The 13,232-nt window shown below is 70.2% G+C and carries 11 protein-coding genes; 6 read left to right on the top strand and 5 right to left on the bottom strand.

What is annotated here, in order from left to right; genetic code table 11:
• Positions 1-122: 122 nt before the first annotated feature.
• Positions 123-530, bottom strand: coding sequence for a PPOX class F420-dependent oxidoreductase (locus ACFQ7Q_RS17520; protein ID WP_383555614.1), 408 nt, complete (start codon positions 528-530; stop codon positions 123-125).
• Between the two features lie 10 nt (positions 531-540).
• Complete coding sequence (locus ACFQ7Q_RS17525; protein ID WP_383555617.1) at positions 541-1,170, bottom strand: TetR/AcrR family transcriptional regulator; 630 nt, start codon at positions 1,168-1,170, stop codon at positions 541-543.
• Between the two features lie 254 nt (positions 1,171-1,424).
• Between ACFQ7Q_RS17525 and ACFQ7Q_RS17530 the strand changes: the two genes are divergently transcribed.
• From ACFQ7Q_RS17530 to ACFQ7Q_RS17545, 4 genes are all read left to right on the top strand, one after another.
• Positions 1,425-2,399 carry a tetratricopeptide repeat protein gene (locus tag ACFQ7Q_RS17530; protein ID WP_383555620.1) on the top strand — a complete coding sequence of 325 codons (975 nt, stop codon included), beginning with the start codon at positions 1,425-1,427 and terminating at the stop codon, positions 2,397-2,399.
• A 584-nt stretch (positions 2,400-2,983) separates the two neighbouring features.
• On the top strand, positions 2,984-3,637 hold the full coding sequence (locus ACFQ7Q_RS17535; RefSeq protein ID WP_383555623.1) for a DUF6230 family protein: 654 nt from the start codon (positions 2,984-2,986) through the stop codon (positions 3,635-3,637).
• 106 nt (positions 3,638-3,743) lie between these two features.
• Complete coding sequence (locus tag ACFQ7Q_RS17540; RefSeq protein WP_383555626.1) at positions 3,744-4,331, top strand: DUF6114 domain-containing protein; 588 nt, start codon at positions 3,744-3,746, stop codon at positions 4,329-4,331.
• Positions 4,321-5,622: a hypothetical protein gene (locus tag ACFQ7Q_RS17545; protein ID WP_383555629.1), complete on the top strand. Its 1,302-nt coding sequence runs from the start codon at positions 4,321-4,323 to the stop codon at positions 5,620-5,622. The genes ACFQ7Q_RS17540 and ACFQ7Q_RS17545 overlap by 11 nt, the downstream gene beginning before the upstream one ends.
• A gap of 96 nt (positions 5,623-5,718) precedes the next feature.
• Here the strand turns inward: ACFQ7Q_RS17545 and pyk are convergent, their stop codons facing one another.
• From pyk to pta, 3 genes are all read right to left on the bottom strand, one after another.
• On the bottom strand, positions 5,719-7,149 hold the full coding sequence (gene pyk / locus ACFQ7Q_RS17550; protein ID WP_383555632.1) for a pyruvate kinase: 1,431 nt from the start codon (positions 7,147-7,149) through the stop codon (positions 5,719-5,721).
• A 74-nt stretch (positions 7,150-7,223) separates the two neighbouring features.
• Complete coding sequence (locus tag ACFQ7Q_RS17555) at positions 7,224-8,468, bottom strand: acetate kinase (RefSeq protein ID WP_383555636.1); 1,245 nt, start codon at positions 8,466-8,468, stop codon at positions 7,224-7,226.
• Positions 8,465-10,552 (bottom strand): phosphate acetyltransferase, encoded by a 2,088-nt coding sequence (gene pta, locus ACFQ7Q_RS17560; protein WP_383555639.1) that lies wholly within the window; start codon positions 10,550-10,552, stop codon positions 8,465-8,467. The genes ACFQ7Q_RS17555 and pta overlap by 4 nt, the downstream gene beginning before the upstream one ends.
• A 260-nt stretch (positions 10,553-10,812) precedes the next feature.
• Between pta and ACFQ7Q_RS17565 the strand changes: the two genes are divergently transcribed.
• Positions 10,813-11,838 carry an ATP-dependent 6-phosphofructokinase gene (locus ACFQ7Q_RS17565; protein ID WP_383555642.1) on the top strand — a complete coding sequence of 342 codons (1,026 nt, stop codon included), beginning with the start codon at positions 10,813-10,815 and terminating at the stop codon, positions 11,836-11,838.
• A gap of 351 nt (positions 11,839-12,189) precedes the next feature.
• A complete protein-coding gene (locus ACFQ7Q_RS17570; RefSeq protein WP_383555645.1) occupies positions 12,190-13,206 on the top strand; it encodes a helix-turn-helix domain-containing protein in 1,017 nt (338 codons plus the stop codon).
• Positions 13,207-13,232: the final 26 nt, after the last annotated feature.

The raw sequence follows: 13,232 nt of genomic DNA on the forward strand, positions 1-13,232 counted from the left end.
CCTGGGCTCTTTCTCCGCCGTGCTCGGCGTGTTGTGGGCAATCTCCCGGCCCCCCCGGGGTTACTCGCGTTCCGTGCGGGGGGGGTCGGGTACGCCCCGACCCCCCCCTTCCGCTTCGGCCGCTACGCGGCCGTGCCGACGACCTTCGTCGGCGTGATCCGCACGACCACCCGCACCACCTCCGGCGGCAGGTCGAGGTACTCCTGGCCGGCGCCCGGACCCTCGTAGCGCTCCTCGATCGCGACCGCGACGGCCCGGCCCACGTCCTCGGTGACCGTGGCCGTGCCGCGTATCTCGGCGTACAGCTGGGGGTCCTTGCGGTCGTACACGATCAGGCTGACCCGCGGATCGGCCCGGATGTTCTTGATCTTGCGGCGGCCGTCCTGGCTGGAGATCACCAGCTCGTCACCGTCCCTGGCCACCCAGACCACCGAGGTCTGCGGAGAGCCGTCGGGATGGACGGTGCCCAGGATCGCCGGGTTGATGTCGTCCAGAAGCGCGCGCACGGCGCTGTTCAGAGTGATCGTCACGACCGTCACCCTAGGGTGTGGCCGCCGCCGCGCCCAGGCCGCCGATCAGGAGTGCGGTGAAGCGCTGGACCCAGGCCGCGTCGACCGGTTCCGCGCTCACCAGGGCGCGGTGGACCACGGCGCCCGCGATCACGTCGAAGATCAGGTCGTCGGTGTCGTCGATCGACACCGGGTCCCGGTCGGTGGGGAGTTCGCCGCGGGCCTGGGCGCGCTGGCGACCCTCCAGAACCAGCCGCTTCTGCCGGTCGACGATGGAGCTGCGGATGCGCTCGCGCAGCGGCTCGTCGCGCGTCGACTCCGCCACCACCGCCATCAGCGCCGTCTTGGTCTCCGGCCGCTGGAGCAGTGCGGCGAACTGCAGCACCACGTTCTCGATGTCGGCCTGGAGGGAACCGAGGTCCGGGAGTTCGAGTTCGTCGAAGAGGACGGCGACGGCGTCCACGACCAGCTCGTTCTTGCTCGCCCAGCGCCGGTACAGGGTGGTCTTGGCGACCCCGGCCCGGCCGGCCACATCGCCCATCGTCAACTTGGACCAGCCCAGTTCGACCAGGGCGGCACGGGTCGCCTCGAGGATCGCGGCATCGGCCGCGACGCTGCGGGGGCGTCCGGTACGGCTGCGGGAACTGGTGCGGCTACACATGGAGATCGACCATACCCGCCGGTAGGTATTGCGCCAGAGGCGCGTGATGTGAGCCAGTTCACCGAGGAGATCTGGCCGTGGGCCGGGCCGGACAGTTACGCTACGACCCGTAGCGAAAGGCTCTGAGCAGCCCGAGCGACAAACCACACGCACCAGGTGGGGACCCGGTGCAAACAGAACGCGAACCGTGCACTCCGGTGCACGGTTCAGCCATGACGTACCGGTCACGCGCGCGGAAGGGGGAGGATGTACTCATGCAGCCCAGAAACATGTCCATGAGCGGCGTCGTCGACCTCGCCGCGGTGAAGGCGGCCGGAGAGGCCAAGGCGAAGGCGGAGCAGGCGCGTGCCGAGTCCGCCCGGCAGGGTGGCGTGGCGGCGGTCTCCCCCTCTGCCCTGGTGATCGATGTCGACGAGGCCGGCTTCGAGCGTGATGTCCTCCAGCGCTCCGCCGAGGTTCCGGTCGTCATCGACTTCTGGGCCGAGTGGTGCGAGCCCTGCAAGCAGCTCGGCCCGCTCCTGGAGCGGCTGGCCGTCGAGTACAACGGACGCTTCCTCCTCGCGAAGGTCGACGTCGACGCCAACCAGATGCTGATGCAGCAGTTCGGCATCCAGGGAATTCCGGCCGTTTTCGCGGTGGTCGCCGGTCAGGCGCTGCCGCTCTTCCAGGGCGCGGCGCCCGAGGCCCAGATCCGGCAGACCCTGGACCAGCTGATCCAGGTCGGCGAGGAGCGCTTCGGCCTCACGGGCATCGTCGTCGACCCGGACGCCGACGCCTTCGGCGAGGCCGCGCAGGCCCCGGTGCCCGCCGGTCCGTACGACGCGCTGCTGGAGGCGGCGATGTCGGCGCTCGACGCCGGTGACCTGGCCGGCGCCGTCCAGGCGTACAAGAACGTGCTCGCCGACGACCCCGGCCACCCGGAGGCCAAGCTGGGCCTGGCCCAGGCCGAGCTGCTCGCCCGGGTGCAGGACATGGACCCGCAGGCGGTGCGCAAGAACGCCGCCGACAATCCGGCCGACGTCACCGCGCAGATCGCCGCCGCGGATCTCGATCTGGTGGGCGGTCACGTCGAGGACGCCTTCGGCCGGCTCGTGGACGCCGTCCGGCTCACTGCCGGTGACGACCGTGACGCGGCGCGACTGCGGCTGCTCGAGCTCTTCGAGGTCATCGGTCCCGAGGACCCGCGGGTCACGGCGGCCCGTCAGGCCCTCGCGCGGGTGCTGTTCTAGGCACGTTCCAGGCGCGCGGAATCGCGCCGATTTGGCGACACGGTGACATTTCGCGGCCGCGCTTTACCAAAACTTGGTAAACGCGGCCGCTGTTACTTGCAGTAAATCGAACCCGGCATTCTGTCCGGCTTTCATCCTCAACATCCTGATGTACGGCCCCGGTGAACTGCACCCTGTGTGGCCGGGCGACATCGCCCTGTCGTGGCGTGGTTATCCACCCGTTACTAGCCGGTAACGAACCCCCTTGTGCCCCGGCCCGTAATGGACCACGATCGGCGACGCTCGGTCCGAAACCGCACCAGCCCGGCAACCAACCGGGTTCGCGGCGAGGGTCCCCACCGAGTGGGTCGGCGACAGTGGCGCCGACCGTGGACAGGGGGGTTCCTGCCTTCACCGGCGGGGCCTGTCCAAGGAGGTTGCGCGCAAGGCGTGGCCAGTGGTTGTCGCTCGGGGGTGATCGCCGGTGAATCGGACGCGGGTCGCGCCCGATGTTCGGCGCTCCTTCCCGAGGACGTAGCGCTTCTCCCATCCCAGGACGGGCCCTGGGCCCATCCGGAGATGTACGTCCGAGAAGGAGGATTCTCATGAAGTCCCAGGTTCGTGGCGGGACCAGATGGAAGCGGTTCGCCGTTGTCATGGTGCCGAGTGTGGCCGCGACGGCCGCGATCGGTGTCGGCCTGGCTCAGGGTGCGCTTGCCGCGTCCTTCAGCATCTCCGGCCAGGAGTTCAAGGTTAAGGCCGACAGCCTTGTCGGTAAGGACTTCGTCCAGTACGGCAACGTCGTCTCGGGCAAGGACCTCGAGGGCAAGCCGTTCGCTCAGCCGGTCGGTGTCTCTGGCTTCTCCGAGGCCTGGATCACCAACATGTGCCAGTCCGTCGTGACGCCGAACGTGCCGTTCCTCGGCAACGTCTCGCTGGAGCTGCGGGCCGGTACGGACGCGAAGAACCCCGTGTACGCGAAGGACATCTACCTCGATGTCTCGTCGCTCGACGCGGACGCCGAGTTCGGCAACATCGACATCGGTGTGGCCGCGGGCAAGCTCCCGAAGGCCGACGGCAAGCCCGGCATCCAGCCCGGCACCACGGCCAACCCGTACGGCTTCTCGCAGCGCGCCGAGTCGGCCAAGCTGATGGACGTGAAGCAGAAGGCGTGGGCGACGACCGCCGCCACCTTCAAGCTTCCCGACCTCAAGCTGAAGCTGCACACGGGCGCTCCCAAGGAGTGCTTCACCGAGTAGTACGCACCCGGCGGGTGGGGTCGTTCCGTACGGCCCTGCCCGCTCCGGTCCGTACCGCCGTTCACCACCTTTCTTACGCAACACCGCTTCCAGGGAGCTGTTTTCCATGAGCGCCGAGTCCACTGCTTCCCGCGGAGTCCCGAGCGAGAACCGTTTCCGTACCTGGCGGGGCGAGCGCCCCTTCTGGGCGGGCCTGCTCACGATCCTCGGTGGCGTACCGATCGCGTATCTCCCGTACGGCGACATGCGACTCGGCAACATGACGATCGCCATCGCCACCACGGCCGGAGCCGGTGCGCTGATCATCGGCGTCCTGCTCATCACGCTCGGTCTGACGATGTGGTTCCAGCCCATCGTCCGGGTGTTCGCGGGCGTCGCCGCCATCGTGCTGGGGCTCGTCTCCATCCCGGTGTCGAACTTCGGCGGCCTCGTCGTCGGATTCCTGCTCTCCCTGATCGGCGGCGGGATGTCGATCGCCTGGGCGCCCGGCGTCCCGGTGGAGGAGACGGCCGAGGCGGAAGCCCTGCAGGGCGAGCACGAGAACGACGGTCAGCAGGACGGAGCCGAGGCCCGGGAGGAGACCCAGGCGGTCGCCTTCGAGAAGGCCCCGGTCCCGGAGCAGCGTGCCGCGGAGGACGCGCAGGCGACCGAAACGACGATCGACGCCAACGGCGGGAGGAACAGTGCGGGGTGACGAAACACAGTCGCCGCAGTCGGCGACGGCTGCGGACGGCGCCACTCTGGCAGGAAGGGGTCCGCGGCACGCGGCTCCCCGCAAGTCCCTGCTGAACAAGATCCAGGGTCCCGCGGGCAAGGCGATGGCCCTGGCGGCCATGCCGACCGCGGTCCTCATGGGCATGGGCATGGCGCCCAAGCTCGCCCTCGCCGACGAGAAGGACATCCCCTTCGCACCCGGTCCGTGCGTGACCCGCTCGGACGAGCCGGTGGCCGAGGAGTCGACGAAGCCCGCCGCGACCGAGAGCCCGAAGCCGACCGCGAGCGCGTCCGCCTCGCCGAAGCCGGAGGAGACCAAGGAGCAGGAGTCGCCCAAGCCGACGTCCAGCCCCTCGGCGACGGCCGGCACGGAGCAGGGCGCCGCCACGCAGCAGAACGCCGACGCGCAGCAGGCCCCGGCCCCCGCACCCACCGCGACGAAGAGCGTCAACCCGCTCGACCCGCTGGGAATCGGCGACAAGATCAAGGACCTGTTCGACGGGCCCGACGCGGAGCCGACGGCCACGCCGTCGACCACGCCGACGCCGACCGCTCCGGCGAGCGAGAAGCCGGCGACGACGGCTCCGAAGACGGACACGGCGAACAAGGCCGACACGGCGGACAAGGCCGACACCCAGGCCGAGACCCCCGTCGACAAGACCAAGGCCGCGATCGAGGAGGCCGCCGCCAAGGTCGGCGCCGAGGTCGAGGAGCTGCCGGAAGACGCCAAGGGCCTCGACGCCAAGAAGGACGAGGACATACCCGAGGGCGCCAAGCCGCGCTTCCCGTGCCCCGAGCCCGACCCCGAGGCGCTCGCGGCGGCGGAGCTGGAGCCGGGCGTCCCGCTGCTCCCGGACGAGCCGTGGATCCTGAACAGCACGAGGCTCACGCTGAAGGGCCTCAAGTACCACGGCATCGTCGAGGTGAAGACGGGCAGTGGCAAGGTCAAGAAGGTCCTGAAGTTCACCGCGAAGGACGGCGTGGACATCAAGGACCTGCACCAGCGCACCGTCCACTCGAAGGGCTACACCGGGCACGTGCGGTCCGACAAGGGCTCCACGTCGACCATGAGCAACGGCACGGTGACCATGTACACGGAGAAGCTGAAGGGCAACCTCTTCGGCATCATCCCGGTCACCTTCAGCCCGGAGACCCCGCCGCCGCTCGACGTGCCGTTCGCGATCTTCACGGACGTCGAGGTCACCCAGGCCGGTCAGTTCGGCGGCACGCTCACCGTCCCCGGTCTGCGCAACACGGTCGAGCCCAACTGATCGTGTGACAGAGCCCGTCAGGGAGCCGCACATGACGAGGGCCCCCGTCCGATCCGGACGGGGGCCCTCGTCATGCCAGGAGGCCGGCGGCGCGTGTCACGCGTGCTCTGCGCCGCCCAGGTGGTGCACCCGGACCATGTTCGTGGTGCCCGGGACGCCGGGGGGCGAGCCGGCCGTGATGACCATGGTGTCGCCCTCGCCGTAGCGCTGGAGCTTCAGCAGCTCCGCGTCGACGATGTCGACCATCGCGTCCGTGGTCTCCACGAACGGGACGAGGAAGGACTCCACGCCCCAGCTCAGCGTGAGCTGGTTGCGGGTGGACTCGTCCGTGGTGAAGGCCAGGATCGGCTGGATCGTGCGGTAGCGCGAGAGGCGGCGCGCGGTGTCGCCGGACTGGGTGAAGGCGATCAGCGCCTTGCCGCCCAGGAAGTCCGCGATCTCGCAGGCCGCACGGGCCACCGAACCGCCCTGCGTGCGCGGCTTCTTGCCCGGCACGAGCGGCTGCAGGCCCTTGGAGAGCAGCTCCTCCTCGGCCGCGGCGACGATCTTCGACATCGTCTTCACGGTCTCGATCGGGTAGGCGCCCACGGAGGACTCGGCCGAGAGCATGACCGCGTCCGCGCCGTCCAGGATCGCGTTGGCCACGTCGGAGGCCTCGGCGCGCGTGGGGCGGGAGTTGGTGATCATCGACTCCATCATCTGGGTGGCGACGATGACCGGCTTGGCGTTGCGACGGCACATCTCCACGAGGCGCTTCTGCACCATCGGGACCTTCTCCAGCGGGTACTCCACGGCGAGGTCGCCGCGGGCCACCATGACGGCGTCGAAGGCGGCGACCACGTCCGCCATGTTCTCCACCGCCTGCGGCTTCTCCACCTTGGCGATGACCGGGACCCGGCGGCCCTCCTCGTCCATCACCTTGTGGACGTCCTTGACGTCGTCGGCGTTGCGGACGAAGGAGAGGGCGACCATGTCGCAGCCCATGCGGAGGGCGAAGCGGAGGTCCTCGACGTCCTTCTCGGACAGGGCCGGGACGTTGACCGCCGCACCGGGCAGGTTGATGCCCTTGTGGTCGGAGATGACACCGCCCTCGATGACCACGGTCTTGACCCGCGAGCCCTCGACCTCGACCACGCGCAGCTCGACGTTGCCGTCGTTGATCAGGACCTGGTCGCCCTTGGAGACGTCACCAGGCAGACCCTTGTACGTGGTGCCGCAGATGGACTTGTCACCGGGGACGTCCTCGGTGGTGATGGTGAACTCGTCACCGCGCACCAGCTCGACGGGACCCTCCGCGAAGGTCTCCAGACGGATCTTGGGGCCCTGGAGGTCGGCGAGCACGCCCACGGCGCGGCCGGTGTCCGCCACCGCCCTGCGGAGACGGTCGTACCGCTCCTGGTGCTCTGCCTGGGTCCCGTGGCTCATGTTGAATCGGGCCACGTTCATACCGGCCTCGATGAGAGCCTTCAGCTGCTCATACGAGTCGACGGCGGGGCCCAGCGTGCAGACGATTTTGGAACGGCGCATGAGGCGGATCCTATCGGTTTGTTTCGCTGCGGAATATTCCGTCTGGTGGAAAGTACAAATGGGCGCGAGGGTGCTCAGGCGTTCACTCCTCCGAGCGGCTCCCCGCACACCAGAGCGAAGGCCTGACGGGCGATCTCCAGCTCCTCGTCCGTCGGCACCACCGCCACCGCCACCCGCGCGTACTCCGGCGAGACGATCCGTGCCTCGTCGGACCGCACGGCGTTCAGATCGGCGTCCACCGTCAGACCCAGCTCCTCCAGACCGGCGATCGCAGCTTCCCGCACCGGAGCCGCGTTCTCGCCGACACCCGCCGTGAACGCCACCGCGTCCACCCTCCCGAGTACCGCGTAGTACGCCCCGATGTACTTCTTCAGCCGGTGGATGTAGATGTCGAACGCGAGCGCGGCCCGCTCGTCGCCCTCGTCGATCCGGCGGCGGATCTCCCGCATGTCGTTGTCGCCGCAGAGTCCGACCAGGCCCGACTTCTTGTTGAGCAGGACGTCGATCTCGTTCTCGTCCATCCCCGCCACCCGCTTGAGGTGGAACGTCACCGCCGGGTCGATGTCGCCCGAACGGGTCCCCATGACCAGGCCCTCCAGCGGCGTCAGCCCCATCGAGGTGTCCACGCACCGCCCGCCCCGGACGGCCGAGGCGGAAGCCCCGTTGCCCAGGTGCAGCACGATCACGTTCACCTCCTCGGGCGCCTTGCCGAGCAGCCTCGCCGTCTCGCGCGAGACATAGGCATGGGAGGTGCCGTGGAAGCCGTACCGCCGGATCCGGTGCGCGTCCGCGGTCTCCACGTCGATCGCGTACCGGGCCGCCGACTCCGGCATCGTCGTGTGGAAGGCGGTGTCGAAGACCGCGACCTGCGGAAGGTCGGGACGCAGCGCCATCGCCGTACGGATGCCGGTGAGGTTCGCCGGGTTGTGCAGCGGCGCGACCGGGACGAGCCGCTCGATCTCGGCGAGCACCTCGTCGTCGATCACGGTCGGGGCGGTGAACCGCAGCCCGCCGTGCACCACCCGGTGCCCGATCGCCGCCAGTTCGGGGGAGTCCAGACCGAGCCCGTCCGCCGCCAGCTCCTCGGCCACCGCCTTCAGCGCGGCAGCGTGATCGACGATCGGAGCGACCTTCTCGCGCTTGACCCCGCCGCCTCCCTGCAGCGGCGTGTGGACCAGACGCGAGGTCTCCTCGCCGATCCGCTCCACCAGACCGACCGCGAGCCGGGAGTGCCCCTTCATGTCGAGGAGCTGGTACTTCACCGACGAGGAGCCGGAGTTGAGGACGAGAACGCGCGTGGCGGAGGCGGTGCCGGTCATGCGGGGAGCTCCTGAGCCTGGGACTGGATCGCCGTGATGGCGACCGTGTTGACGATGTCGCTGACGAGCGCGCCGCGCGAGAGGTCGTTCACCGGCTTGCGCAGGCCCTGCAGCACCGGGCCCACGGCCACGGCGCCGGCCGAACGCTGCACCGCCTTGTAGGTGTTGTTACCGGTGTTGAGGTCCGGGAAGATCAGTACGGTCGCCTGCCCGGCCACCTCCGAACCCGGCAGCTTCGTCGCGGCGACGGACGGCTCGACGGCCGCGTCGTACTGGATGGGCCCCTCGATCCGCAGCTCCGGGCGCGACTCCCGTACCAGCTTCGTCGCCTCGCGGACCTTGTCGACGTCCGCGCCCGAGCCCGAGGTGCCGGTGGAGTACGACAGCATCGCGATCCGCGGCTCGACGCCGAAGCGCGCCGCGGTGGCCGCCGACTGCACGGCGATGTCCGCGAGCTGCTCGGCGTTCGGGTCCGGGTTGACCGCGCAGTCGCCGTACACCAGCACCTTGTCGGCCAGGCACATGAAGAAGACCGAGGAGACGATCGAGGCGTCCGGCTTCGTCTTGATGATCTCGAAGGCCGGGCGGATCGTCGCGGCGGTGGAGTGCACCGAACCGGAGACCATGCCGTCGGCGAGGCCCTCCTGCACCATCAGCGTCCCGAAGTAGTTCACGTCGGAGACGACGTCGTACGCCAGCTCCACCGTCACGCCCTTGTGGGCCCGCAGCTCGGCGTACTTCTCCGCGAACGAGTCGCGCAGCTCCGAGGTCTGCGGGTCGATCAGCTGGGTCGACGGGGAGGAGAGGTCGATGCCGAGATCGGCGGCCCTCTTGCGGATGGTCTCGACGTCGCCGAGCAGCGTCAGGTCGCAGACGTCACGGCGCAGCAGGACGTCGGCGGCGCGCAGTACGCGCTCCTCGGTGCCCTCGGGCAGGACCACGCGGCGGCGGTCGGCGCGGGCCTGCTCCAGGAGGTCGTGCTCGAACATCATCGGGGTGACCCGGCCGGTGCGCGCCACCGAGATCCGCTTCAGTAGATCGGCGGTGTCCACGTGCCGCTCGAAGAGCCCGAGAGCCGTCTCGGCCTTGCGGGGCGTGGCGGCGTTCAACTTCCCCTCGACGGAGAACAGTTCGGTCGCCGTGGTGAAGCTGTTGCCGGGGACCGAAAGCACCGGGGTGCCGGGCGCGAGGCGGTGGGCCAGGGTCAGGATCTCCTCGCTGGGCCGCTCGTTGAGGGTGAGCAGGACGCCGGCGATGGGCGGGGTGCCGGCGGAGTGGGCCGCGAGGGCGCCCACCACCAGGTCGGCGCGGTCCCCGGGGGTGACCACCATGCAGCCGGGGGTCAGGGCGTTGAGGAAGTTCGGCAGCATCGCGCCGCCGAAGACGAAGTCCAGGGCGTTGCGGGCCAGGCCCGAGTCGTCGCCCAGCACGACCGAGGCGCCGAGCGTGTGGGCGATCTGGGCGACGGTGGGAGCGGCGAGCGAGGCATCGTCGGGCAGCACGTAACAGGGCACGGGAAGCCGGGCCGTGAGCCGTTCGGCGATGGCCTCGCGGTCCTCGCCCGCCACCCGGTTGACGACCATCGCGAGGACGTCGCAGCCGAGCCCGTCGTACGCCCGGAAGGCGTTGCGCGTCTCCGCCCGTACGGATTCGGCGGGCTGGCCCTTGCCGCCGACGACCGGTATCACGGAGGCGCCGAACTCGTTGGCGAGACGCGCGTTGAGCGCCAACTCGTCGGGGAGCTGGGTGGCCGAGTAGTCCGTACCCAGAACGAGTACGACTTCGTAGTCGCGGGCCACCGTGTGGAAGCGGTCGACGAGCCGGGAGACCAGCTCGTCGGTGCCCTGCTCGGCCTGGAGCGCGGAGGCCTCGTGGTAGTCCATGCCGTAGACGGTCGACGCGTCCTGGGAGAGCCGGTACCGGGCCCGCAGAAGATCGAAGAGACGGTCGGGGCCGTCGTGCACCAGGGGCCGGAACACCCCCACCCGGTCCACCTGGCGGGTCAGGAGCTCCATGACTCCCAGCTCGACGACCTGCCGGCCGTCCCCGCGGTCGATCCCGGTCACGTACACGCTGCGCGTCACGCCGTGGTCTCCTGTCCAGTCCTGTCCGCCCGGTCTCGTCAACCGAGTGTGTTCAAAAAACCCCGCAAGGGTGGCAATGCCCTCTTGACAATACCTCTGGGCGTGGGTAGGACGCCCGCCGGGCGAAGGGCCTGCAACAAGGGGACGAAAGGCCCCAGGGGGCCGTGCCGCGGAGTAGCAGGGAGCGCGGGGGCACTGCAGGGCGTGGGAGAATCGACAGAGCTCACATGTACCACTCACCGAGCAGGAGACACGGCACGATGCGCATCGGAGTTCTCACCGCAGGCGGCGACTGTCCCGGCTTGAACGCAGTGATCCGGTCGGTCGTGCACCGGGCCCTGACCGGCCACGGCGACGAAGTCATCGGCTTCGAGGACGGGTTCAAGGGTCTCCTCGACGGGCACTACCGGCCCCTCGATCTCAACGCGGTGAGCGGCATCCTCGCCCGCGGCGGCACCATCCTCGGCTCCGCCCGCCTGGAGCGCAACCGGCTGGCCGAAGCCGCCGAGTCCGCACAGGAGTTGGCGAAGCTGCACGGCATCGACGTGCTCATCCCGATCGGCGGCGAGGGCACACTGACCGCCGCCCGGATGCTCGCCGACGCCGGAATGCCCGTGGTGGGCGTCCCGAAGACGATCGACAACGACATCTCCTCCACCGACCGCACCTTCGGCTTCGACACCGCCGTGGGCGTGGCGACGGAGGCCATAGACCGTCTCAAGACCACCGCCGAGTCCCACCAGCGCGTGATGGTCGTCGAGGTGATGGGCCGGCACGCCGGCTGGATCGCGCTGGAGTCCGGCATGGCCGGCGGCGCGCACGGCATCTGCCTGCCCGAACGCCCCTTCCAGGTCGACGACCTCGTCAAGATGGTCGAGGAGCGCTTCGCCCGCGGCAAGAAGTTCGCCGTCATCTGCGTCGCCGAAGGCGCCCACCCCGCCGAGGGCTCCATGGAGTACAAGAAGGGCGAGATCGACCAGTACGGCCACGAGCGCTTCCAGGGCATCGGCAACCGGCTCGCGGTCGAGCTGGAGCGTCGTCTCGGCAAGGAGGCGCGGCCAGTCATTCTCGGGCACGTCCAGCGCGGCGGCACGCCGACGGCGTACGACCGGGTGCTCGCGACCCGCTTCGGCTGGCACGCGGTGGAGGCCGCGCACCGGGGCGAGTTCGGGAAGATGACGGCGCTGCGCGGCACGAGCGTCGAGATGGTGCCGCTGGCCGAGGCCGTGACGCAGCTGAAGACCGTCCCGGAGGACCGGATGTCCGAGGCCGAGTCGGTCTTCTGAGAGCCGGTCTCCCGGGTGTCGGCCCCCGGGGCCGGGTCTCCCGAGAGCCGGTCTTCCGACCCGACCGGCCGGGACCTCGGTCCCGACTTCGTCCCGACGCCGTCCTGATGTCCGGACGCCGTACCGGCACCCGTCCGACGCCCTTCGGACGTCGAAGGGCCCCGATCGCCCCCCCGTGGACGATCGGGGCCCTTCGTGTTCCCCCGTTGTCCCCCGTGCTTCCCCCGTGACGATTCCGGCCCGGACCGGAATTGCCTATTTCCACTCTTGAGTCGAACGGCTCGATCAACAAGGCTTGAGGCTGTCCCGGACATGTCCCAACCCTGTCCGGGGGAGGGGCGGGGAGCACGCATGACCGAGGGTTACGCCGGCGGGCGCAGCGCGCCCGACCCGCGAGAGGCCACCGACGCCGCCTCGTTCATCGCGCAGCTCCAGGCGCTCAAGGACCGGTCCGGACTGACCTACCGCGAGCTGTCGGCCCGCGCCGCCGCCGTCGGCGACGTCCTGCCCCGCTCGACCGTGGCCAACATGCTCGCGCGCTCGACCGTCCCCCGCGAGGAGCTCCTGACCACCTTCGTCCGCGCCTGCGGAGTGGACCCCGGAGCCCTGGAGGGCTGGCAGACGGTCCGCAAGGAGCTCGCCGCGCGGGGCGTGTACGAGCCCTCCGGGACCGACGCCCCCGCAGCGGACGGCGAGCCCTCCGCGGAGGACGCGACCTCCACCCTGTGGCCCACCGCGCCCGATCCCGATCCGGCCGCCGAGCTTCCACACCCCCGGTCGCGCACGTACCGGACACTCGTCGGGGTCGTCGCCGTCACCGGTCTCGTCCTCGCCGCGGTCAGCGTGGTCTTCGCCCTCGTCCAGGACGGCGACGGCGACGCCGGCGGCGCGGCGGCCGGCACCCCGATCGCGCCCGCCGCCGGGGACGTACGGATACGGGTGATCGGCTCGGACCTCTGCCTGAACGAGCGACGGGGCGGCCGCAGCGGCCAGATCCACCAGCGGACGTGCGAGGGCGCCGACGTCCCGCGCTACTCCCTCATGGATCTCGGCGCCGGCACCTGGCGGATCGTCTCCGACCACCCCGACTACGGCCCCGGCTGCTCCGGCATCCCCACCGGCGGCCGTGTCGCGGACGCCGCGTTCGAGGACTCGGAGTGCGGCGACCCGACCCGTGTCGAAAGGTTTCGCCTGGAGCCCCACGGCAGTCCCGCCACGGGCTACCGCATCGTCCCCGTGGACTCGGCGACGGCCGGCTCCTGCGTGACCGTGACGGGCGACCGCACGGCGGAGTGGGCGAAGCTCGCCCAGGCACCCTGCCGCCCGGACGCCCGGGGCCAGCTCTTCAGCTTCGACCGCCGTACCTAGCCGGCCGGCGGTGGACCAGCGGGGTG

Source organism: Streptomyces sp. NPDC056527, assembly GCF_042794475.1.
Lineage (GTDB): Bacteria > Actinomycetota > Actinomycetes > Streptomycetales > Streptomycetaceae > Streptomyces.

Bases quoted from the DNA above. Each gene is read 5' to 3' on its own strand.
- ACFQ7Q_RS17565 (WP_383555642.1), top strand. From the start codon at position 10,813: ATGCGCATCGGAGTTCTCACCGCAGGCGGCGACTGTCCCGGCTTGAAC.
- ACFQ7Q_RS17570 (WP_383555645.1), top strand. From the start codon at position 12,190: ATGACCGAGGGTTACGCCGGCGGGCGCAGCGCGCCCGACCCGCGAGAG.
- ACFQ7Q_RS17525 (WP_383555617.1), bottom strand. From the start codon at position 1,170: ATGTGTAGCCGCACCAGTTCCCGCAGCCGTACCGGACGCCCCCGCAGC.
- ACFQ7Q_RS17535 (WP_383555623.1), top strand. From the start codon at position 2,984: ATGAAGTCCCAGGTTCGTGGCGGGACCAGATGGAAGCGGTTCGCCGTT.
- ACFQ7Q_RS17540 (WP_383555626.1), top strand. From the start codon at position 3,744: ATGAGCGCCGAGTCCACTGCTTCCCGCGGAGTCCCGAGCGAGAACCGT.
- pyk (WP_383555632.1), bottom strand. From the start codon at position 7,149: ATGCGCCGTTCCAAAATCGTCTGCACGCTGGGCCCCGCCGTCGACTCG.
- ACFQ7Q_RS17530 (WP_383555620.1), top strand. From the start codon at position 1,425: ATGCAGCCCAGAAACATGTCCATGAGCGGCGTCGTCGACCTCGCCGCG.
- ACFQ7Q_RS17555 (WP_383555636.1), bottom strand. From the start codon at position 8,468: ATGACCGGCACCGCCTCCGCCACGCGCGTTCTCGTCCTCAACTCCGGC.